This window comes from Thiobacillus sp. (assembly GCA_024235835.1).
GTDB lineage: Bacteria > Pseudomonadota > Gammaproteobacteria > Burkholderiales > Thiobacillaceae > PFJX01.
Genome location: JACKLQ010000001.1, coordinates 1,315,430 through 1,338,270 on the forward strand (window position 1 = coordinate 1,315,430; position 22,841 = coordinate 1,338,270).

Annotated in this window: 13 protein-coding genes, 3 tRNA genes and 2 rRNA genes; 6 read left to right on the forward strand and 12 right to left on the reverse strand. The window is 61.0% G+C overall.

Annotated elements, in window-relative coordinates:
* Nucleotide 1 precedes the first annotated feature (1 nt).
* From H6935_06515 to H6935_06540, 6 genes are all read right to left on the reverse strand, one after another.
* Nucleotides 2–3,058, reverse strand: a 23S ribosomal RNA gene (locus tag H6935_06515).
* Nucleotides 3,059–3,277: 219 nt separating this feature from the next.
* Nucleotides 3,278–3,353, reverse strand: a tRNA-Ala gene (locus tag H6935_06520).
* A 132-nt stretch (nt 3,354–3,485) separates the two neighbouring features.
* Nucleotides 3,486–3,562 (reverse strand) — tRNA-Ile (locus H6935_06525).
* Between the two features lie 52 nt (nt 3,563–3,614).
* Nucleotides 3,615–5,154 (reverse strand): 16S ribosomal RNA (locus H6935_06530).
* Together the 16S and 23S rRNA genes with 2 tRNA genes alongside form the textbook arrangement of a ribosomal RNA operon.
* A 312-nt stretch (nt 5,155–5,466) precedes the next feature.
* Nucleotides 5,467–6,666 carry a tyrosine--tRNA ligase gene (locus tag H6935_06535; GenBank protein ID MCP5278002.1) on the reverse strand — a complete coding sequence of 400 codons (1,200 nt, stop codon included), beginning with the start codon at nt 6,664–6,666 and terminating at the stop codon, nt 5,467–5,469.
* Between the two features lie 24 nt (nt 6,667–6,690).
* Nucleotides 6,691–6,764, reverse strand: a tRNA-Gly gene (locus H6935_06540).
* Between the two features lie 74 nt (nt 6,765–6,838).
* On the opposite strand from H6935_06540, the gene thiS reads away from it, so the two are divergent.
* From thiS to H6935_06570, 6 genes are all read left to right on the forward strand, one after another.
* On the forward strand, nt 6,839–7,039 hold the full coding sequence (thiS, locus tag H6935_06545) for a sulfur carrier protein ThiS (GenBank protein ID MCP5278003.1): 201 nt from the start codon (nt 6,839–6,841) through the stop codon (nt 7,037–7,039).
* A 37-nt stretch (nt 7,040–7,076) separates the two neighbouring features.
* The gene (locus tag H6935_06550) at nt 7,077–7,859 is read left to right on the forward strand and encodes a thiazole synthase (protein MCP5278004.1); all 783 of its coding nucleotides are present in this window, start codon (nt 7,077–7,079) and stop codon (nt 7,857–7,859) included.
* 3 nt (nt 7,860–7,862) lie between these two features.
* On the forward strand, nt 7,863–8,567 hold the full coding sequence (gene trmB, locus H6935_06555; GenBank protein ID MCP5278005.1) for a tRNA (guanosine(46)-N7)-methyltransferase TrmB: 705 nt from the start codon (nt 7,863–7,865) through the stop codon (nt 8,565–8,567).
* A gap of 66 nt (nt 8,568–8,633) precedes the next feature.
* On the forward strand, nt 8,634–11,261 hold the full coding sequence (gene alaS, locus H6935_06560) for an alanine--tRNA ligase (GenBank protein MCP5278006.1): 2,628 nt from the start codon (nt 8,634–8,636) through the stop codon (nt 11,259–11,261).
* A gap of 12 nt (nt 11,262–11,273) precedes the next feature.
* Nucleotides 11,274–12,944 (forward strand): hypothetical protein, encoded by a 1,671-nt coding sequence (locus tag H6935_06565; GenBank protein MCP5278007.1) that lies wholly within the window; start codon nt 11,274–11,276, stop codon nt 12,942–12,944.
* Nucleotides 12,945–13,015: 71 nt separating this feature from the next.
* A complete protein-coding gene (locus tag H6935_06570; protein ID MCP5278008.1) occupies nt 13,016–14,422 on the forward strand; it encodes a sigma-54-dependent Fis family transcriptional regulator in 1,407 nt (468 codons plus the stop codon).
* A gap of 108 nt (nt 14,423–14,530) precedes the next feature.
* Here H6935_06570 and H6935_06575 read toward each other — a convergent pair whose 3' ends face one another.
* The 6 genes from H6935_06575 to H6935_06600 form a co-directional block, all read right to left on the reverse strand.
* Nucleotides 14,531–15,205 carry a hypothetical protein gene (locus H6935_06575; GenBank protein MCP5278009.1) on the reverse strand — a complete coding sequence of 225 codons (675 nt, stop codon included), beginning with the start codon at nt 15,203–15,205 and terminating at the stop codon, nt 14,531–14,533.
* A complete protein-coding gene (locus H6935_06580) occupies nt 15,172–15,930 on the reverse strand; it encodes a type III pantothenate kinase (protein MCP5278010.1) in 759 nt (252 codons plus the stop codon). Before H6935_06580 ends, H6935_06575 begins: the two co-directional genes overlap by 34 nt.
* The gene (locus H6935_06585; GenBank protein ID MCP5278011.1) at nt 15,927–16,898 is read right to left on the reverse strand and encodes a biotin--[acetyl-CoA-carboxylase] ligase; all 972 of its coding nucleotides are present in this window, start codon (nt 16,896–16,898) and stop codon (nt 15,927–15,929) included. The genes H6935_06580 and H6935_06585 overlap by 4 nt, the downstream gene beginning before the upstream one ends.
* A 154-nt stretch (nt 16,899–17,052) precedes the next feature.
* Nucleotides 17,053–17,460 (reverse strand): hypothetical protein, encoded by a 408-nt coding sequence (locus H6935_06590; protein MCP5278012.1) that lies wholly within the window; start codon nt 17,458–17,460, stop codon nt 17,053–17,055.
* 59 nt (nt 17,461–17,519) lie between these two features.
* Nucleotides 17,520–18,005 carry a type IV pilin protein gene (locus H6935_06595; protein MCP5278013.1) on the reverse strand — a complete coding sequence of 162 codons (486 nt, stop codon included), beginning with the start codon at nt 18,003–18,005 and terminating at the stop codon, nt 17,520–17,522.
* Between the two features lie 11 nt (nt 18,006–18,016).
* The gene (locus H6935_06600; protein ID MCP5278014.1) at nt 18,017–22,831 is read right to left on the reverse strand and encodes a hypothetical protein; all 4,815 of its coding nucleotides are present in this window, start codon (nt 22,829–22,831) and stop codon (nt 18,017–18,019) included.
* Between the last annotated feature and the right edge of the window lie 10 nt (nt 22,832–22,841).

The following is a 22,841-nucleotide window of genomic DNA, read 5'->3' on the forward strand; positions in this document are numbered from 1 at the left end:
CAAGGTTATAGGGTCAAGCCTTACGGGCAATTAGTACTGGTTAGCTTAACGCATTGCTGCGCTTCCACACCCAGCCTATCAACGTCGTGGTCTTCGACGACCCTTCAAGGAGGTCAAGCCTCCGGGAGATCTCATCTTCAGGCGAGTTTCACGCTTAGATGCTTTCAGCGTTTATCTCTTCCGCACTTAGCTACCCGGCGATACCACTGGCGTGATAACCGGTACACCAGAGGTGCGTCCACTCCGGTCCTCTCGTACTAGGAGCAGCCCCCGTCAAATCTCCAGCGCCCACGGCAGATAGGGACCAAACTGTCTCACGACGTTTTGAACCCAGCTCACGTACCTCTTTAAATGGCGAACAGCCATACCCTTGGGACCGGCTACAGCCCCAGGATGAGATGAGCCGACATCGAGGTGCCAAACTCCGCCGTCGATGTGAACTCTTGGGCGGAATCAGCCTGTTATCCCCAGAGTACCTTTTATCCGTTGAGCGATGGCCCTTCCATACAGAACCACCGGATCACTAGGACCTGCTTTCGCATCTGCTCGACTTGTGGGTCTCGCAGTTAAGCTGGCTTATGCCCTTGCACTATCAACACGATTTCCGACCGTGTCTAGCCAACCTTCGTGCTCCTCCGTTACCTTTTGGGAGGAGACCGCCCCAGTCAAACTGCCTACCATGCACGGTCCCCGACCCCGATAAGGGGCCCAGGTTAGAACCTCAACGACACAAGGGTGGTATTTCAAGGTTGGCTCCACGAGAACTAGCGTTCCCGCTTCACAGCCTCCCACCTATCCTACACATGTCCCGTCAAAGTCCAATGCAAAGCTGCAGTAAAGGTTCATGGGGTCTTTCCGTCTAGCCGCGGGGAGATTGCATCTTCACAAACACTTCAATTTCGCTGAGTCTCTGGAGGAGACAGTGTGGCCATCGTTACGCCATTCGTGCGGGTCGGAACTTACCCGACAAGGAATTTCGCTACCTTAGGACCGTTATAGTTACGGCCGCCGTTTACCGGGGCTTCGATCAAGAGCTTGCACCCCATCACTTAACCTTCCGGCACCGGGCAGGCGTCACACCCTATACGTCCACTTTCGTGTTTGCAGAGTGCTGTGTTTTTGTTAAACAGTCGCAGCCACCATTTCACTGCAACCCCATCGTGCTTCGACCGCGAGGATCTACACACTACCGGGGCACACCTTCTCCCGAAGTTACGGTGTCAATTTGCCGAGTTCCTTCTCCAGAGTTCTCTCAAGCGCCTTAGGATTCTCACCCTGCCCACCTGTGTCGGTTTGCGGTACGGTCACTATCCAACTGAAGCTTAGAGGCTTTTCTTGGAAGCTTAGGATCAACCACTTCGGAACCGTAGTTCCTCGTCATCACGCCTCAGCTAAGCCCTCCGGATTTGCCTAGAGGGCACGCCTACACGCTTAAACCAGGACATCCAACACCTGGCTGGCCTACCTTTCTCCGTCCCCCCATCGCATTGGATAGCGGTACAGGAATATTGACCTGTTTCCCATCAGCTACGCTTCTCAGCCTCGCCTTAGGGGCCGACTCACCCTGCGCCGATGAACGTTGCGCAGGAAACCTTGGGCTTCCGGCGAATGGGACTTTCACCCATTTTATCGCTACTCATGTCAGCATTCGCACTTCCGATACCTCCAGCATCCCTCACAGGACACCTTCGCAGGCCTACGGAACGCTCCTCTACCACGCATACATAGTATGCATCCCAAGCTTCGGTTACGTGCTTAGCCCCGTTACATCTTCCGCGCAGGACGACTCGACCAGTGAGCTATTACGCTTTCTTTGAAGGATGGCTGCTTCTAAGCCAACTTCCTGGCTGTCTGTGCCTTCCCACTTCGTTTACCACTTAGCACGTCATTTGGGACCTTAGCTGTGGGTCTGGGTTGTTTCCCTCTTGACTCAGGACGTTAGCACCCCAAGTCTGTCTCCCGTGCTCGCACTTCTCGGTATTCGGAGTTTGCTATCGCGGGGTAGATCTAGACGACCCCCCCAACGATTACAGTGCTCTACCCCCGAGAGTGATACACGAGGCGCTACCTAAATAGCTTTCGAGGAGAACCAGCTATCTCCGGATTTGTTTAGCCTTTCACCCCTATCCACAGCTCATCCCCTAGTTTTGCAACACTAGTGGGTTCGGTCCTCCAGTGCGTGTTACCGCACCTTCAACCTGGCCATGGATAGATCATCCGGTTTCGGGTCTACGCCCAGCTACTGAACGCCCTGTTCAGACTCGCTTTCGCTGCGCCTCCCCTATTCGGTTAAGCTCGCAACTGAACGTAAGTCGCTGACCCATTATACAAAAGGTACGCAGTCACCCCAGCACGATGGACTCTCGACGAGTCCACCGTGCTGGGGCGCCTTTCGTCTCGCTTCGCGATCCGAAGTCACCTTCACTCGATGTACTCATCAGAATCTATTTCTTCTTTAGTTCTTTTGAGTCGCGCTACGCGCTCCTCGAAAGAACCGAAAGCCCATTGTGCTGGGGCTCCCACTGTTTGTATGCATGCGGTTTCAGGATCTATTTCACTCCCCTCCCGGGGTTCTTTTCGCCTTTCCCTCACGGTACTGGTTCACTATCGGTCGATCACGAGTATTTAGCCTTGGAGGATGGTCCCCCCATCTTCAGACAGGATTTCTCGTGTCCCGCCCTACTTTTCGCACGCTCAGTTCCACAAACTTGTTTTCAAATACGGGGCTATCACCCTCTATGGCCGGAGTTTCCAATCCGTTCTCTTAACAAGTCCGCTAAATCGTGCAGGCTACTCCCATTTCGCTCGCCACTACTTTGGGAATCTCGGTTGATTTCTTTTCCTCTGGCTACTTAGATGTTTCAGTTCACCAGGTTCGCTCTACCTACCCTATGTATTCAGGCAGGAGTACCCCGAAGGGTGGGTTTCCCCATTCGGACATCTCCGGATCAAAGCTTCGTTGCCAGCTCCCCGGAGCTTTTCGCAGGCTCGCACGTCCTTCATCGCCTGTGATCGCCAAGGCATCCACCACATGCACTTAGTCACTTGACCCTATAACCTTGAACCCTCTTCCGAGGCTTCACTGCTACAGGTGTGTTTGTCTCGCCATGCCCGACTAAAAGCATGACTCGACGCAATCAAACCCAGGTTCAATTCCTATCTCATCAATAGGAACCAAACTTCTTCTTCCGCTTTGTTAAAGAACTCACAGCCTCACCGTAAACGGTGACCATTCGATGCCATACACCGAGTGGTCACAACTCACGACAGTATTGTTTGGTGGAGGATAACGGGATCGAACCGTTGACCCCCTGCTTGCAAAGCAGGTGCTCTCCCAGCTGAGCTAATCCCCCGTTAAGCCACGATGGCCAGCGCATTGCCACGTTGATCGAACCCTTGTGTGCACTAGCACACAGCGGGCTCTCGCGCCTTGCACTGCTTGGCCCTCGCGCCTTAACGATTCAGCTCGGGCCGCCACTCTAGTCTGGTGGGCCTGGTTGGATTCGAACCAACGACCCCCGCCTTATCAAGACGGTGCTCTAACCGACTGAGCTACAAGCCCGTAGCCTTCAAACAACACAACCTTAAGGTGTAAGCATTGAGCCAGGCTAGCTCTAGAAAGGAGGTGATCCAGCCGCACCTTCCGATACGGCTACCTTGTTACGACTTCACCCCAGTCATGAATCACTCCGTGGTAAGCGCCCCCCTTGCGGTTAGGCTACCTACTTCTGGAGCAACCCACTCCCATGGTGTGACGGGCGGTGTGTACAAGGCCCGGGAACGTATTCACCGCGACATGCTGATCCGCGATTACTAGCGATTCCGACTTCACGCAGTCGAGTTGCAGACTGCGATCCGGACTACGATCGGTTTTCTGGGATTGGCTCCCCCTCGCGGGTTGGCAACCCTCTGTACCGACCATTGTATGACGTGTGAAGCCCTACCCATAAGGGCCATGATGACTTGACGTCATCCCCACCTTCCTCCGGTTTGTCACCGGCAGTCTCATTAGAGTGCCCTTGCGTAGCAACTAATGATAAGGGTTGCGCTCGTTGCGGGACTTAACCCAACATCTCACGACACGAGCTGACGACAGCCATGCAGCACCTGTGTCCAGATTCCCTTTCGGGCACTCCCCAATCTCTCAGGGATTCCTGGCATGTCAAGGGTAGGTAAGGTTTTTCGCGTTGCATCGAATTAATCCACATCATCCACCGCTTGTGCGGGTCCCCGTCAATTCCTTTGAGTTTTAACCTTGCGGCCGTACTCCCCAGGCGGTCAACTTCACGCGTTAGCTTCGTTACTAAGAGATTGCTCTCCCAACAACCAGTTGACATCGTTTAGGGCGTGGACTACCAGGGTATCTAATCCTGTTTGCTCCCCACGCTTTCGTGCATGAGCGTCAGTACAGGCCCAGGGGGCTGCCTTCGCCATCGGTATTCCTCCACATCTCTACGCATTTCACTGCTACACGTGGAATTCCACCCCCCTCTGACACACTCTAGTCTCCCAGTTCAAAATGCAGTTCCCAAGTTAAGCTCGGGGATTTCACATCTTGCTTAAGAAACCGCCTGCGCACGCTTTACGCCCAGTAATTCCGATTAACGCTCGCACCCTACGTATTACCGCGGCTGCTGGCACGTAGTTAGCCGGTGCTTCTTCTGGTGGTACCGTCATCCGAACAGGGTATTAGCCCATGCGATTTCTTCCCGTCCGAAAGCGGTTTACAACCCGAAGGCCTTCTTCCCGCACGCGGCATGGCTGGATCAGGCTTGCGCCCATTGTCCAAAATTCCCCACTGCTGCCTCCCGTAGGAGTCTGGGCCGTGTCTCAGTCCCAGTGTGGCTGATCATCCTCTCAGACCAGCTACGGATCGTCGCCTTGGTAGGCCTTTACCCCACCAACTAGCTAATCCGACATCGGCCGCTCCAATCGCGCGAGGTCCGAAGATCCCCCGCTTTCCCCCTCAGGGCGTATGCGGTATTAGCTACGCTTTCGCGTAGTTATCCCCCACGTCTGGGTACGTTCCGATGCATTACTCACCCGTTCGCCACTCGCCGGCATCCCGAAGGACCCGCTGCCGTTCGACTTGCATGTGTAAAGCATGCCGCCAGCGTTCAATCTGAGCCAGGATCAAACTCTTCAGTTCAATCTTGTTACTCTAAGTTCGTCTACCTAAATAGACCGCTTATCACTCTTCAGAAATTAACTGACTTCGTGTAAGCATCAGGTTTTACTTTCGCTTCAATCTACCCACCTAAACAGGTAAATCTCCCAACCCAATGCTCACACCTTAAGGCTGTAAGTATGTTTTTAAAGAACTGTTTTTACTGCGTTTTTCGTCGTTTTCTGCTTTGTTGGCAGCGACGAGAGACCGGCATTATAGAGACCTGAAAAAGCCGGTCAAGCGTTTATTTCAACTTTTTTTCACCGGGCCCTGTAATCCCTGCCGCATCAGCAAGTTAGTCACACCAAAGTCACGCGGGCAAAGCGCCGCTTGCCCACCTGGGCCACCACTGTCACGCCTTTCCGCAGCACAAAACCCTTGTCTTCCACCTTGGCGCCATCCAGCTTCACGCCGCCGCCGGCGATGCTGCGCATGGCCTCCGAAGTGCTGGGCACCAGGCCCGCGGCCTTCAGCAACTGGGTGATTGGCAAACCGGACTCCGGTGCTTCCAGTTGAATTTCGGCCATGTCGTCTGGCAACGCACCCTGTCTGAAGCGGGCCTCGAAGTCCAACAAGGCCGCCACCGCAGTGGGCCGGTCATGGAATCGGGCAACGATTTCCTGGGCGAACATCACCTTGATGTCGCGGGGATTGCGCCCCTCGTCCACCTCCCGCTTCCACTGTCGTATGACGGATAGAGGCTCGAAGGACAGCAGCTCGATGTAGCGCCACATCAGGGTGTCGGACACGGACATGAGCTTGCCGAACTGCTCGTTGGGCGGTTCGGTGATACCTACATAGTTACCCATGGACTTGGACATCTTGTTGATGCCATCCAGCCCTTCCAACAAGGGCATGGTGAGGATGCACTGGGGCTTCTGTCCAAAGTGCTTCTGCAGTTCCCGGCCCATGAGCAGGTTGAACTTCTGGTCCGTGCCACCCAACTCCAGGTCCGCCTGCAAGGCCACGGAGTCGTAGCCCTGGATGAGGGGATAGAGAAACTCGTGGATGGCGATGGGCTGGTTGGCGCCGTAGCGCTTGGAAAAGTCGTCCCGCTCCAGCATGCGCGCCACCGTGTGGGTGGCGGCCAGCTTGATCATGTCCGCCGCATTCATGCCCCCCATCCAGCGGGAGTTGAACTCCACCTCGGTCTTTTGCGGGTCCAGTATCTTGAACACCTGGGCCTGGTAGGTGCGGGCATTCTCTTCCACCTGCTCCGCAGTCAAAGGCGGCCGTGTGGTGTTCTTGCCCGTGGGGTCGCCGATCATGCCGGTGAAGTCACCGATGAGGAACACGGCCTGGTGGCCCAGTTCCTGCAACTGGCGCATCTTGTTGAGCAGCACCGTGTGCCCCAGGTGCAGGTCGGGCGCGGTGGGGTCGAAGCCTGCCTTCACCCTGAGGGGGCGGCCGGTCTTGAGCTTTTCGATCAGCTCGGCTTCGACCAGCAACTCGTCGCAACCGCGCTTGATCACATCAAGGGCATCTTGAATGTCGGACATGGGATCGAGCGGGAAAAAAATGAGTGGAGCGGGTGATGGGAATCGAACCCACGTATGCAGCTTGGGAAGCTGCCGTTCTACCATTGAACTACACCCGCGTTGTAAACTTGCGGGCCCGGATTGTACTTGATCTGCCGTCATTCGCGGCCTTCCTTCATACCCCCTTATCGTGATCACTCTGAAAGTCAACGGCGAACCCCGCCCGTTTCCCGCCCCCCTTTCCATCGCCGATCTGCTGGCTACGCTGGCGTTGACCGGCAAACGGTTGGCCGTGGAGAAGAACGGCGAGATCGTGCCCAAAAGCCAGCATGCCCAGGTCATGGCCGACGATGGCGACAGCCTGGAAATCGTCGTTGCCGTGGGCGGCGGCTAACACGCCCCTTTTCCTCTTTACAGAAGTTCGAGACACCATGGATTCACTCGTCATTGCCGGCAAGACCTATTCCTCCCGCCTGCTGGTGGGCACCGGAAAATACAAGGACTTCAACGAGACCCGGGCGGCCATCGACGCCTCCGGCGCCCAGATCGTCACCGTGGCCATCCGCCGCACCAACATCGGCCAGGACCCGAACCAGCCCAACCTGCTGGATGCCGTGCCCCCCAGCCAGTTCACCTACCTGCCCAACACTGCCGGGTGCTACACGGCGGAAGACGCCATCCGCACCTTGCGCCTGGCCAGGGAACTGCTGGATGGCCACGACCTGGTGAAACTTGAAGTCCTGGGGGACCCCCAGAGCCTCTACCCCAACGTCACAGAGACCCTGCATGCCGCAGAGGTGCTGGTAAAGGACGGCTTCAAAATCATGGTCTACACCTCGGACGACCCCATCGTCGCCAAGAGGCTGGAAGACATCGGCTGCGTGGCCGTCATGCCCCTGGCCTCCCTCATCGGCTCCGGCATGGGCATCCTCAACCCCTGGAATCTGCAGATCATCATCGACCGCCTGACGGTGCCGGTAATCGTGGACGCCGGGGTGGGCACCGCCTCGGACGCCGCCATCGCCATGGAACTGGGCTGCGACGCCGTGCTCATGAACACTGCCATCGCCGGCGCCCGGAACCCGGTGCTCATGGCCTCCGCCATGAGGAAGGCGGTGGAAGCAGGACGGGAGGCTTTCCTGGCCGGACGCATGCCCAGGAAGGTCTACCAGGCCAGCCCCTCCTCCCCCACCACCGGCCTGATCACCGCCTGAACCGTGAGCGAATCCCTGCCGGACAACAGAGAGGCCCATACCCAGCGCCGCAGCATCCGCTCCTTCGTGCTGCGGGCCGGCCGCATGGGCACGGGCCAGATGCGGGCCTTGGAGGAACTGGGGCCCCGCTTTCTCATCCCCTATTCGGCCGCCCCCCTGGACCTGAACGCCGCCTTCGGCCGCGAGGCCCCCAAGGTGCTGGAGATCGGCTTCGGCATGGGCACGGCCACGGCCGCCATCGCCCAGGCCCACCCGGAAACCGACTACCTGGGCGTGGAGGTCCACACACCCGGCGTGGGGGCCCTGCTGAAAAGCATCGGCGAGCTGGGCCTCACCAACCTGCGCATCGTCCAGCACGACGCCGTGGAGGTGCTGGAGCACATGCTGCCGGACGCCAGCCTGGACGGCGTGCACATCTTCTTTCCGGACCCCTGGCACAAGAAGCGCCACCACAAGCGCCGCCTGATCCAGCCGGACTTCGTGGCCCGGCTGGCGCGCAAGCTCAAGCCCGGCGGCTACCTGCACCTGGCTACGGACTGGTCGGACTACGCCCAACAGATGCTGGACGTGCTCAGCGCCGACCCGACCCTGGCCAACACGGCCCAAGGCTACGCCCCCCGCCCTGAATACCGCCCCCTGACCAAGTTCGAACAGCGGGGCGTGCGATTGGGCCATGGCGTCTGGGACCTGATCTACAAACGCCTCTGAGTTCCCCACCACTTGCGGGTTTTCGCCGCTACAATCAGGCGAGTCCTTGATTTGCAAGCCAAAACCATGAAAAGCAGCGAGATACGCCGCCAGTTTTTAGATTTTTTCGCCTCCAAGGGCCACGCCGTTGTGGCCTCGTCTTCCCTGGTGCCCCACGGCGATCCCACCCTGCTGTTCACCAACGCAGGCATGAACCAGTTCAAGGACGTGTTCCTGGGCTTCGACAAGCGTCCCTATACCCGGGCCGCCACTTCCCAGAAGTGTGTGCGGGCCGGCGGCAAGCACAACGACCTGGAGAACGTGGGCTACACCGCCCGACACCACACCTTCTTCGAGATGCTGGGAAACTTCAGCTTCGGCGACTACTTCAAGAAGGACGCCATCGCCTACGCCTGGGAACTGCTCACCGAGGTGTTCAAGCTGCCCAAGGACCGGCTCTACGTCACGGTCTACGCCGAGGACGACGAGGCCTACGACATCTGGACGAAGGAGGTGGGCGTGCCGGCGGACCGCGTCATCCGCATCGGCGACAACAAGGGCACCCGCTACGCCTCCGACAACTTCTGGATGATGGGCGAAACGGGCCCCTGCGGCCCCTGCACCGAGATTTTTTACGATCATGGTGAACACATCTGGGGCGGTCTGCCCGGCTCCCCCGAGGAAGACGGCGACCGCTACATCGAGATCTGGAACAACGTGTTCATGCAGTTCAACCGGGACGAGGCAGGCGTCATGCACCCCCTGCCCAAGCCCAGCGTGGATACCGGCATGGGCCTGGAGCGCATTTCCGCCGTGCTCCAGGGCGTGCACTCCAACTACGAGATAGACCTCTTCCAGGCCCTGATCCGGGCCGCCGCCCGGGAGGCCAGCAATACGGATATGGACAGCCCCAGCCTCAAGGTGCTGGCGGACCACATCCGTGCCTGCGCCTTCCTCATCGCCGACGGCGTCATCCCCGGCAACGAGGGCAGGGGCTACGTCCTGCGCCGCATCATCCGCCGGGCAATCCGGCACGGCTGGAAGCTGGGGGCCCGGGCCGCCTTCTTCCACCGCATGGTGCCGGACCTGGCGGATGAGATGGGCGAGGCCTACCCCGAGCTGGCCGCCAGCCAGGCCCGGATCATGGACACCCTGCGCCAGGAAGAGGAACGCTTCTTCGCCACCATCGAGCACGGCATGGCCATCCTGGAGGCCGAACTGGCCGAGATGGCGAAGACCGGCGTCACGGTGTTCAACGGCCAGACCGCCTTCAAGCTCCACGACACCTACGGCTTCCCCCTGGACCTCACCGCCGACATCTGCCGGGAACGGAACGTGGCTGTGGACGAGGCCGCCTTCAACGCCGCCATGGCCCACCAGAAGGAACAGGCCCGGGCCGCCGGCAAGTTCCGGATGGCCCTGAACCTGGAATACGCAGGCACGGCCACCACCTTCCACGGCTACGACACCCTTGAGCACGCCGCCACGGTGCAGGCCCTGTACAAGGACGGCAGCCCGGTGCACGAACTGCATGAGGGCGACCTGGGCGTGGTGGTGCTGGACCACACCCCTTTCTACGCCGAGTCCGGCGGCCAGGTGGGAGACCGGGGCGAGCTGCGTGGGGGCAACGGCATCTTTGCCGTGGAAGACACCCAGAAAATCCAGGCCAGCGTGTTCGGCCACCACGGCGTGCTCAGGACCGGCAAGCTGGCGGTGGGCGATGCCGTTTCCGCCCGGGTGGACCTGGCCCTGCGCCAGGCCACCATGCGCAACCACTCCGCCACCCACCTCATGCACAAGGCCCTGCGGGAAGTGCTGGGCGAGCACGTGCAGCAGAAGGGCTCCCAGGTGGACGCGGACAAGACCCGCTTCGACTTCGCCCACACCCAGCCCATGACGGCGCAGGAAATCCGCCGCGTGGAGACCCTGGTGAACGCGGAGATCATTGCCAATGCCGCCACCCAGGCCCGGGTCATGCCCATCGACGAAGCCCAGAAAACCGGTGCCATGATGCTGTTCGGTGAAAAATATGGTGACGAGGTGCGGGTGCTGGACATCGGCACCAGCCGGGAATTGTGTGGTGGTACCCACGTGGCCCGTACCGGCGACATCGGCCTGTTCAAGGTCCTGGCCGAGAGCGGCGTGGCCGCCGGCGTGCGCCGGCTGGAGGCGGTGACGGGCATGGGTGCCGTGTCCCAGGTCCAGCGCCTGGAGGATACCCTGCTGGAAGCCGCCGACCGGCTCAAGGCCCAGCCCGCCGAAGTGGCCGTGCGTATCGCCCATATCCAGGACCAGGTGAAATCCCTGGAGAAGGAACTGGATCGCTACAAGTCCAAGCTGGCCTCCAGCCAGGGGGATGACCTGGCCGGGCAAGCCGTCGAAATCCGGGGCATCAGGCTGCTGGCCGCCAGCGTGGATGGCGCCGATGCTAAAGCTTTGAGGGAATTGGCCGATAAACTGCGGGACAAGATGCATTCCTGTGCCTTGGTGCTGGGCAGTGTGCAGGAAGGGAAAGTCGCACTGATCGCGGCTGTCACGCCCGATCTGACGAACCGGATCAAGGCCGGTGACTTGGTGAATTTCGTTGCCGCCCAGGTGGGAGGCAGAGGTGGTGGTAAACCAGACTTGGCACAAGCAGGCGGCAATCAGCCGGAGAAACTCCCCCATGCGTTGCAGGGTGTAGCTTCCTGGGTGGATGCAAAACTTATCGGATAAGGCCCCAAACGCATGTTCGGCTTTTTCAAACGCAAATCAGGCGGCAACGACCAGGATCCTCTGAGCGATCTGAAGACGGTTTCGCGCTGGATGGAAAACCTGCCCACCGGTGACATCTACTCCGCCCAGGAGCAGGTGGTACAGAACCTGATTCAGTTCAACCATGCCGGTCTGGCCATGTCCAAGGACAGGCTGCAGGTGTTGATGCATCTGGATGAGCACTCCCGCGACATGCAGTACTCCCTCTGCCTGCAATACCTGCGCAACCCGCGCATGTCCAAGGTCATCGAATCCAGGCTCTGGACCACCATCCATGCCTTCTACTGGGAAATCACCCGGGGCTACCACGCCTTCCTCATGGACTTCGTGGCCAACCCTGGTGGCAGCAAGATCCAGCAACAGATACCCCTCATCGCTGCCCGTGCCCTGCGTGGATTCAACGATATCTTCAAATGGCGTTACTTCCGCTACGAGCGTATCGAAGAAAAGCTGTGGCTGCGGGTGCACAACGTCTACCGCATCGCCGAGTTCGAAAGTTTCCAGAACAACCGCGTCAAGCTCTACGAGCATGACGCCAGGCAAACCAACTCCATGGAGGAGTACGTCCGGGCATTGCTGATGTCCCCCTTGGGGTCTGGCAGCCTGACCGCCAGGCAATTGGAGATGGTGGACAAGTGGCTCATCAACTGGTCCGACCTCACCCCCCTGGACTCCACCTACATGCCCGAGCGCCATTTCTTCATCGTCGACACCGCCCATGGCCAGGGCCTGCGCCGCATCCGCAGCAACACCAGCACGGAAAAAACCTACCGCTTCATCAGCACCGACCGTCTCCTGGCCCATCTGGACAGCACAGCCCAATCCTTGCGATCAGGTGCCATGCCTGCTTCCCTGGGACTTGGCGAGGAATTCCGCCTGCCGGATGGCTACGACCTGATCAGCTATGTCAGCAATGAGTGGGCCCCCACCAATGAACGGGAACGTCGCGCCAGTGCCAGGGAGCCGACCGAGGGGCGTTGCGAGGTGGTGCACGAACTGGCCAACATCTGCCACCGCATGCAGGTGGACATGGAAATCGCCACCGGCGTGCATGCCTCCCAGTCGCTCACCCAGGAAGAGATTCTGGACATCAAGCTGTACGGCTTCGTGACCGAGCGCACCAAGGCCAACATTTCCCAGCGCACCCTGAGCAAGAGCAACCAGTCTGTGGAGCGCTGGCCATTGCAGGATCGCAGCGAGACCGGCATTGGCATCTCCTTGAAGAACGACCAGAGCGAGTGGGTCAGGGTCGGGAAACTCCTGGCCATCCGGCTGGACCCCACGGCACCCTGGCGGGTGGGCATCGTGCGGCGGATCACCCGCCATATGGAAGACTGGCGCAAGATCGGCGTCAGCGTGCTGTACGACGTGCCCGAACTGGCGACCCTAGAGGCGACCCTCGACCAGGCCACCCTTTCCTATTCCGTCGATGGGGCTGCCTACGGCAGTGATGAGACCCCGAGCCAGGTCCTGGTGTTTCCCCACATGGAAAAAGGACCGGCCATCGTCATGGAGGCGTCCCTTTACGCCCATGGCCGCAAATACAAGCTGCATCACAAGGACAACACAATCCGCATCCAGTTGGAGTCCGTCCTCGACAAAGGGGATGGCTGGCTGATGACTTCCTACATTCCACTTTCCTGACTTGACCGGCACCACGGCCAAGCCCAGGCACCCAAGGAAAGACCTCCGTGAACACCCAGAGCAAGCCGGGCCTGCTCATCGTCGATGACGACCCCCTAATCACCGACACGCTGCACTTCGTGCTCTCCCAGGATTTTGAAGTGTATGTGGCGGAAACAAGGAAACAGGTGAAGAGCCTGCTCACCCAACTGGATGCTCCGCCTCCCCTTGCCCTGGTGGACCTGGGCCTGCCCCCCAGCCAGCACAAGCCGGACGAGGGATTTGCCCTCATTTCCGACCTTCTCGGCCATTCCAACAACATAAAGATTCTGGTTCTGTCCGGACAGAACGACGAAGCCAATGCGCGGCACGCCCGCGCCCTGGGCGCCATCGATTTCATCGCCAAGCCCGCGGAACCGGAGCGAATCAAGGAAGCCCTGCTCTCGACCCTGCGCTTCGACCAGGTCGCCGCCCCTCCAGCCAAGCCGGCGGAAGCCGAGTCCAGCAGCGGCATCGTCGGCGTGAGCTTTGCCGTGGACAAACTGCGCAACCAGATCAAGCTCTACGCCGACGCTCCCTTCCCCGTGCTAATCGAAGGTGAATCCGGGAGTGGCAAGGAACTGGTAGCCACTAGTCTGCACCAGTTGTCCAAGCGCAGCGCAAAACCGTATCTGGCCCTGAACTGCGCCGCCATATCCCCAACCCTGGTGGAGCCCACCCTGTTCGGATACGCCAAGGGGGCCTTTACGGGGGCCAACCAGGCCCATGCCGGTTATTTCGAGGATGCCCGGGATGGCACCCTGTTCCTGGACGAGATCGGCGAATTGCCTCTCGAACTTCAGGCAAAGCTCCTGCGCGTGCTGGAAAACGGCGAATATCAGCGCGTCGGGGAAACCACGAGCCGTTTTTCGAATTCCCGCATCATCGCCGCCACCAACCGGGATTTGCGCAAGGAGGTCCGGGAGGGGCGCTTCCGCGGTGATCTCTACCACCGACTTTCCGTATTTTCCGTGCATGTGCCTGCCCTGCGGGAACAGGATGAGGACAAAGCGATCCTGCTGGAACATTTTCGCGCCCACTATGCGCGGGAAGTGGGATGCGCTCCCTTCGCACTGTCCGCGGACGCCAGGAAGCTGTGGGAGGAATACCATTTCCCCGGCAACGTGCGGGAACTGCGCAACATCGTCATCCGCCTCACCACCAAGTATGCCGGCCGCACGGTGAACGCCAAGGAACTGGAAGGGGAATTCGACCTGGACCTGGTCAACCCTGCCACCATTCCGTTGCCGACTGACTCCCTGGCCTTGCAGGACTATGCCAAGACCCACCTGCGTAGCGTGCACGGTTTCGACCTGGACCAGGTCATGAAGCAGTGGGAGAAAAGCTACGTGGAGGCCGCCCTCTCCATGACCCACGGCAATCTTTCCCAGGCGGCAAAGATACTGGGCGTCAACCGCACGACCCTATACAGCCGCATGCAGACCTACCAGAACGACTGAGCACTCCTCCAGTCCGGGTTGCGCCCTGCTCCCCTCAGAGGAAGACAAGAGAAACCGGGGTGGCCCTGCGTTTTCTGGAAGGCGTTCCTGGCAAACTAATAGCGCACTTCACTGCCGGGCGCAGGCAACAGGCTCCAGACCAGGAGGCCAAGCTGCCTTCAACGCACTCCGCAATACAGGCGAATCCGCCAAGATAACCAACTGCACAGACCCCGATCCTGGCCTGGGGGCAAAGCGCACGTTGCGCAGACCTCTGTCCAGCATGGCCTGGGCATGCTTGCGGGCCCCCTCCATGTTGGGGAAGGTGCCCAGGGCCAGGGCATTGGCCAGGCTTCCGCCGCGCACGGGCACCATGTCATTGACACCCTTGGCCCGGGCATCGTCCATCACCACCTGCAAGGCGGCCGGATTTTCCAGGGGCGGGATAAAGACCCACCAGCCCAACCGCATGGCCACCTGCAGGTAATAGGCCTCGTCCGCCACGCCGGACCGGCGCATATGCGCCTGCACCTGGGCGACACCATCCGCATCCAGCACAGGCCAGGCTCGACAGTTCGCCCGGAGCTGGGCGTCGGAAGTCGCTGCTGTGCTGGCTTCGTCCTGGCTTTCAGCACGCCGCTCAGGCACCACGTCATCCAGCATCCGGATTTTCGCAGCGTTGAAGGTCACCACCGACGACGGTCCCTGCCAATAGTTTCCTGCCCACCCCGCCAGCAGGACACCTGCATTCACCAGGAGCAGCAAGCCCGTCAGGCGTCGTAACCCAGATCCCGGGCGATCCATCCCAATCCCTCCAACACCAGTTCGTCCACCTCCGTCACCTCGCCCTCCAGCATCGGGGCCAGCACGTTTCGTCCACCACCCGACAGCATCACGCGTGAAGGTCTCCCTTCAACAAGCTCCAGATGGCGTTTCATGCCCTCCACCCCCCCCCACAAGGCCCAGGCAATGCCCCGGTTCACCGCTGCCCGGGTGTTCCTGGGAGGGTCCACGGCATCCAGCGCGCCTTCCGGGCGCACACCGGCCGTTCCCCGGTCCAGTGCCCTTCGCATCAGGTCGGGCCCCGGCAGGATGACCCCACCCAGGTACCGGCCATCCGCAGCCAGCATGTCAGCGGTCATGGCCGTACCCACATTCACCACCACCCACCCGATTTCCTGGCGGCGGCGGGCGGCGACCAGGGCCGCATAGCGATCCGGTCCCAGGGCGCTGGCGGGTTCGTACAGGTTATCCACCCCATGGGCCTGGGCCTGGGAGACCAGCCAATTGACCGCGTGCGCCTGGCCAGGCCCCCTCACCAGGACCTGATCCAGGCCTTGCCTGATCGCCGCGTCGACCTTTTCACCCGCCACGCTGCAGACGCATGCGGCCCTGGCCTGGAATTCATGCCACGCGCCCGGAAGACCAGCACAGGCAGACGTGGGCAACGCACCAGCCGACAGCACCTTGCCCTGGGCCTGTAGCCGCCATTTGATGCGACTGTTGCCTGCGTCCACCAGCAGGATCAATCCCCTGTCCCCCGCAAACTGACCTCACCCGAGTGAAAGCGCAATAGGCCCGCCGGAGTCTCCAGCAATAGTGCCCCTGAGTCATCCACGCCCCGCGCCAGGCCCACCGTGACATCGCCCTGGCCGCCATGCATCGTCACAACACGGTCATTGTAGGCATGGCAGGCGTTCCAGGCCTCCTGAAACGCCACGAATCCCTGCTGCTCAAAGGCCGCCAAGCCCGCGTCCAGCCTTCGCAACAGGTGCAGGAAGAGCTCGTTTCGGTCCAGCGGCCCCAGGTGGGCAGCCAGATCCGTGACCGGCTGGCCCAGGGTTCGACTCAATGCTTCGCCTCCGCGCAGGTTGATGCCCACCCCCACGACCGCCGCACTGGGGCCAAGCATGTCGCCTGACAACTCGATCAGCACGCCCGCAAGCTTTTCACCGTCCACGACGATGTCATTGGGCCACTTCACCGCTGCCCGGGACAATCCCCGTTCACGGAGGGCTTGCACCAGGAAAACCCCCACGGCCAGGGACAATCCGGACAACTCCGCAGCCGGGCGGCCGGAACGCCACAACAGGGAAAAGGTCAGGCCGTTGCCCAAAGCTGCCAGCCAGGAACGGCCGCGGCGCCCACGTCCCTCGGTCTGCCACTCGGCCAGGGCCACGGAGCGGTGAGGCCCGCCATTTCGGGCCCTATCCAGCAGGAAGCCATTCGTGGAAGGCAAACGCTCGAAATAATGAAAACAGAAACCCTCCGGCTCAAGTCCCTGGGCGAGCGACTCCGGCCTCAACCAGTCCAACGCTTCCACCAGGCGGTAGCCGCGACCTTGCACGGCATGTATGGCCACGCCTTCACGGCCAGCCTCCTGCACCGCATTGTGGACAGTGGCCCGGGAGCACCCCAATCGACTTGCAATGGCCTCGCCAGAGACGAATTCGTCATGGGCAAGGCACCGAAGGACATCCATTAGCAGGGATGGCATGGTCACGAATCAATGAAAGCCCGGGCATGAATCCAGGCCCGGATCTGCGTGGAGCGCGCACCAATCATGTGACTGCGAAGAAGGGAAAAACAACAAACAGGGCCTGCCGCTGGGGGAACAGTCCGGGGAGCTCCAAGGGAGCCCCCGCGACGCATCACTCCCAGCAATCCGCGACGTTGGCCTCTTGGCCCGTGACCCCCTTGCGGCCGGATTGATCCAGCAGCAGCGCGCCGCAATCGTCAGGCTCCTGGGGCAAGGCCTGGAGGGTGAAGGTTTCCTGGCCCAGGGCGGGAAAGACCTCCTTGGGGTTGCTGGCCGTCACCGGCTGTTTGGCCAGGGTGATGGTGTAGGTCATGTCCGCGGGCCCCGTGGACCAGTCCACGGGCAGAATGCCCACGAACCCCCCCTGGCTGGCCTTCTGGGAATGCAGCCAATCCGACACTTCCTGCAGCCGGTGAACCACCTGGCGCTTGGATTTTCGGGACTGGTGGTCATACATGGAAGCCACCGTGATCACGATGAGCAGCCCCAGGATAAGCAGCGCCAAAGCAAGTTCCAGCATGGTAAAACCTGCCTGGTTACTGGCTGAAGTACCCTTCATGCTTAATACCTTTCTGCTATTCATTGTTTCCAACAATAAGCAACGTCCTTTGTACCGCTTTCAGTTTTTTGGCTTAACTGATTGATGGTTAGCGTACCGCAGTCGGCGTCTGCATAAGCCCCAGTGGGCGTCGCGCTAACAGTGAAGGTCTGGGAGGGCGTCGCACCAAACGCAACGGTAATAGTGTACTTAGCTACGCCGTCCCTAGGTGATTGTGTTATTGGCAAAGCTACAAGGGATGGGCACACAAGATTGGTAGGATCTACACAGCAAATAGGTATCGTTTGGTCGTAGCAGTTATTAATGGTACGGTTTCCTTCGAGGAATTGCGCCGCCTGAAGTAATTCCCCCTCGGCGTCTGCTCGGGCTGCCCGCCGAATGTGATCCAGGTAAGAAGGATAGGCCACTGTGGCCAATATCGCGACGATGGCCACCACCACCAGCAGTTCGATGAGGGTAATCCCCACTTGTACGTGCCTCCCTGCTCCCTGATAGACCATAGCCATGTCCCCTATCCTCATTGCACGATTTCACGCCAGTTCACGCGGCCCCGAACCCCTGCACCGAAGTTGATCAGGTTCGTCTGCATGACCCCGGACGTCAGCGAGGAAACACCCACCCCCAGGGAATCGATGTTCGCCCCCTGGATCAGGGTGGTCCCGCCCAGGGCGGCCCCCACCTGCAAGCCGACGATGGGCGCGTCGTCTGCATCTATGTCGCCGTCATTATCCACATCGAAGACCGCAAAGGCCGGCGTTTCTCCGGAGGCGTAATCCAGGGCCATCAGCCAGCCCGTTCCCCCCGCATCGCATGGAGAGGAGGAGGGAATGAAGGTGTTGACGTAAAGCACGCCGTTCAACAGCTTGGTGATACCAGTGGCCCGCTCGCCCGCAGTGGGCAGATCCACATACCAGCCCATGTCGGCTGCCCAGTTCACGGCGGGTTTCTGGCAGTTGGCGATGGTCCGGTTGGCAGCGTCGCAGGAAATGCGCACGTCCACCTGTCCGTCGTTGACGCCATCTCCATCCGAATCATACTGGATGGTGTCGGTGGAAATGTGGCGCTGCACCAAGTCCGCCACCGCCACCTTAGTGGCGCCATCGTTCTTGTCCCACACGCCATAGTAGGCCTGCACGTCCGTGTTGGAGACGTCCGTGCCCTCCAGGTACTTGCCGGTGCCAAACAGCACCAGGGCGCCCGTTGCACTGGGGTGGACGCTCACTTCCGGTGGCCAGATGATGGCCTGGGCGGTGCCGCCGTGCTCCGCCTGGAACAAGGGGTTGCAATTCGGCGCGCACGCCGCGGCGGAGAAGTCCACCCGCCAGTTGGCCGGGTTGGCGTCCCCCACCAGGAACTTCCACAGGTTGCCCTTCAGGTCGCCGGCGTAGACCACGTCCACCACCCCGTTGCCGTCCATGTCGAAAGGCACGGGCGTTGACAGACCGTTATTGCCGGTATTGTCAGAAACGATCTTGATGTAGTCGGTGCCCGCGGTCCACACCCCATCCAGGCCTTCCTCGATGAACACAATGTACAGCGCCGCGTTGCCGTTGGTGCTGTTGTAGCCGTTACCCAGCACCACCGCCCACTTGCCGTTGGCCATCTTCACCAGTTGCCTAGGCTGGCCTGTGGAGAAATGGGCCGGCGGGTGGTTGAAGGCGTTGCCCATGTCCGCGTCGTCGCTGTCGGTGAATTCCCAAAGGAACAGGGTGGCGGCGTTGGCCTCGCTGAAGTTGGCCGGGTTGGTCACGTCCAGGGCGTAGTAGCCCTTGCCGCCGGCCCCCAGGGCGCCTACCAGCACGGAACGCCAGTCGTTCGCCGCGCCCGAGTCCAGATCAGCGTCCCCGATCATGGGGGAGCCATCCACGAAATACTTGTGGTTCTTGTTGTAGGTGCTGTGGGTCAGGCTGCTGAGGTTGGCGTACACAGGCGTAGGCACGTAGGCGATGACCTCCTTCCCGGAATTGGCGGTGGGCACGTAGTCCCCATCCGCGTTGCCGTCCCCGTCCACGTCCACGGTGGCGTCCCATTGCACGGAAGCATCAAAGCCGTGGAGCATGCCGTCGTTGCCGGCCACGTAGACCATGGCGGTGCGGTTCAGGTTGTTGGTGCGGAAGGTGCTGTAGCCCGGGTGGTCCACATTGGAATAGCCCGCCGTGGGTTTGCCCACGTACCAGGGGTTGGAGTTGACGATATCCCCCAGCTTGCTGGTGGCGCGCTCCCGGAACACGGCCGCCGAATTGCCGGAGGCGCAGTTGAAGGACCCCGCGTCGCCTTCGTTCGTGGCGTCCCCCCTGAGGTAGGCCACCCGCTCTGGGCCACACCCATCCACCACCGTATTGGCTCCCACCGTCACCTTGTCCAGCAGGTTCTTCTGGGTGCCGGCCACGCCGGTGGGCCCGGTCAGGTTGTTGTAGGCAAAGGCCACGCCATCTCCCGTGGCACCCTTGGTGATGATGGCCCTGCCATTCAGGTAGTTCTGCGCGTTGACCTTGACGCCCGCGTCCCACTCGGCCATAGCGCTCAGGTCGCCGGCAGTGCTGATCTTGTAGGACAGCAACTGGCCGCTCCAGTCGGCGCTGGAGAACTTGGCCTGGTAGACCCGGCTTTCGATCTTCAGGTTGGTGGAGTTGGTGGCCACGGACGCTGCGGAGGCATCTGGCTCGGATGCCCGGTCGAACACCTCGCCGAGGGCGGTGGACAGCTTGGCGGGATTGCGGACCTCGAAAAAGTTGTCCGGCTCGCCGTCGGCCCCGGCCGCGCCGGTGTCATTGTCGACCAGGTCCCAGGAGGCGGCGGGGGCGCCATACTTGGCCGCATACCAGAGGGGGTTTTTCAGCAGGCCCGCCGGCGCCGCACTCTGGGTGAAGGTCCAGGTCTTGGGGCAACCGCAATTGGCCCCGGCCCCGCCAGCCTGGCTGGCAGGACACCCCACTGCGCTGACGATGCCGGACGGCATGCGCGTGCCGTCGGGGCAGGTGTAACTGGCGGCGGGACCTGCGGTGTTGAAATCGACGCAGCGGAAGGCGGCCGGTGCGGTCAGGTGGCTGAAGAAGTTGCGGTTCGCGTTGCCTCCTGCCGGGCAGTCATTCGGATTACACGTAGCGGTACCGGGAATCTTGATGGGAAAGTAGGTACCGTCCTGAGAGGAGCCGGACACCGTATACCCAAGTTCCATACCCGAACCCGTGGCAGATTGAGCGGCGGACACCGTGATCTTGACCTCGTCGGCGGCCGCTGGCACTGCGCAGGCCCCCCCCACGCAATACTGGATGCGGGCGATAGTGTCCATGTCGTAGTCGCTGCCCGCGGAGTTGTCCTCCCAGGAAACGAGGAAGCTGCCGCTGGTGGCGGTGTAACTCTCCACCCGCAGGTCCGTCATGCTGCAAATGGTGGCACCGTTGGAGCGGCAGGACGGCACGATGCTTACCTTTCCGGCCCCCACAGTGAGCTCGAAGCTGGGCAGGTTCTCCGCCAGGCCGACGGTATAGGTACCCAGGGGCTGGCGGTCCACCCAGTTCTGGTTGATTCCGTCCCACCGGGCTGCCCGGTTGGCGGCATAGCCGGGGCGCAGGTCTATGGACCGGTTGGCGCTGGCCAGGCCGGCGATCAGGTAGCCCCCTTTCATGTGGGGCAGTTCCGGACAGATGCCGCTGGCGCTGGACAGGTTGTTCAGGGCCTTGGCGCTGCACAGGTTGTTGGTCACCACACCGTTGCTGCCGATCAGGTAGTTGCCCGCCAGGCCCTCGGCCACGCCCACGGCATTGGTCAAGGCCGTCGGGTCCAGCCCGGCGATGTCGCTGACGATGGAAGCGTTGTCCAGGGACGTGAGACCCGTGGAAAGGACGATGATGTTGGACAGAGCGCACCATTCGGTGGCGGGCAGGGGGTCGGACGCCGCGTTCCAGGTGTCCTGGCCGAGACCGGCGACGACCGAGGTGGCTGCGCCGTCATCCACCGCGTAGGCCGCCGTGGCGCTGATCTTGCCCGCGAAGTAGCGCATCGCCTCGTGGTACATCTCGGACAAGGGGTTACCCCAGTCGATGCAGGTGCCGTTGGTTCCAGCAAGCAGGTTGCTGGCGTTGCAGGCAAAGGGGGCCGCGTTGTTGTAGCCCGAGGAGCAGACCTGGTTAGCGGTGATCGCGCCAGCCGCCGGGGTCTTGTAGCCCGAAATATGGATGCGGTTCAGGGTGTCGATGATGCCGGTGTCAGCGGACGCCTGGTTGATGAACTGCCCCGTGCACACGTCGATCTCGTCGGCGGCATTGTTGTCGCCGCACACGGCGGCGGCGGTGAGGGAGGTATTGTTGTTGTTGGCGAGCAGCTTGACGTTCTTGCGCAGCACCCCCCCTGACGTATTCTTCTTGTAGCTGCCCGTCATCAACCCGAAGCGAACCCTGCGATCGGCGTCCACATCGCCGTACTCCTGCAGCAGGCCGGTGGGTTTCACGGTCTCCACCCGGGGATTGGCGTTGTCGTAATAGGACTTGCAGTTTTCTTCGAGCATACCCGGCACGCACACCGTCACACGGGCGATCAGGTCGGAAGCGCCGGTCAGCCGGTGGGCCGCGGTGCTGGGGCGGGGGGATGGCTCCACGGTCTGCTCGTCCCACTGGCACTGCAGGATCTCGGTCATGGCCCAGGTGGGCCATGCGCCGCCCGCCACCTTGATCAGGGGGGCCGGGCTGGTGTTGGCGCCGTTCACCGTGCTGATGTTGCCCGCCTGCACGTTGTTGCCCATGTCGGAGACGTTGCAGAGGGTGATGGCGGCCTGGGCATAAGGCGTGAACTTGGCCACGTCCACCGCTCCCCCGGCGGGGGCGAAGACCTTGGCGAAGGCATGCACGTCCGGCGGCAGGAAGGAACGTTCCAGCACGGTTGTACCGATGGCCGTGCCCGTACCGTCCGTGGACCGGAAACCGCCATAAAGGACCTTCCTGACCACGTCCAGGCGGGTCATGGTCGCCCAGTTCAGAAAGTTTCCGCTCCATTCACCGGCGCACTCGTGAAGGTTGGCACCCGCCGCCGCCGCGGAGGGCTCGAAGCGCCCGTCCCCGCCGTCATAGACATAGCACCGCTTCGCATCGAAATAGCCGTAGTAGTCCACCGCATCGTTGTAGGTGGTATCCAGCGTCCCGTCGTTGTCCAGGTCCGAATAATCCGTGTAGGCCTTCCTGGACAACTCGTGGTCCCGGGACAGCAACAGCATGATCCTGGGCTGGGTGCTGGCGATGAACAGGGGTTGCTGGGACAGGGTCAGGGCCCAGGCGGGCGTTCCAATAAGACTGGACAGTCCCGCGACGAGGATCAGGAAAGATTTCTTGGCGTTCATGCTTGCCTCC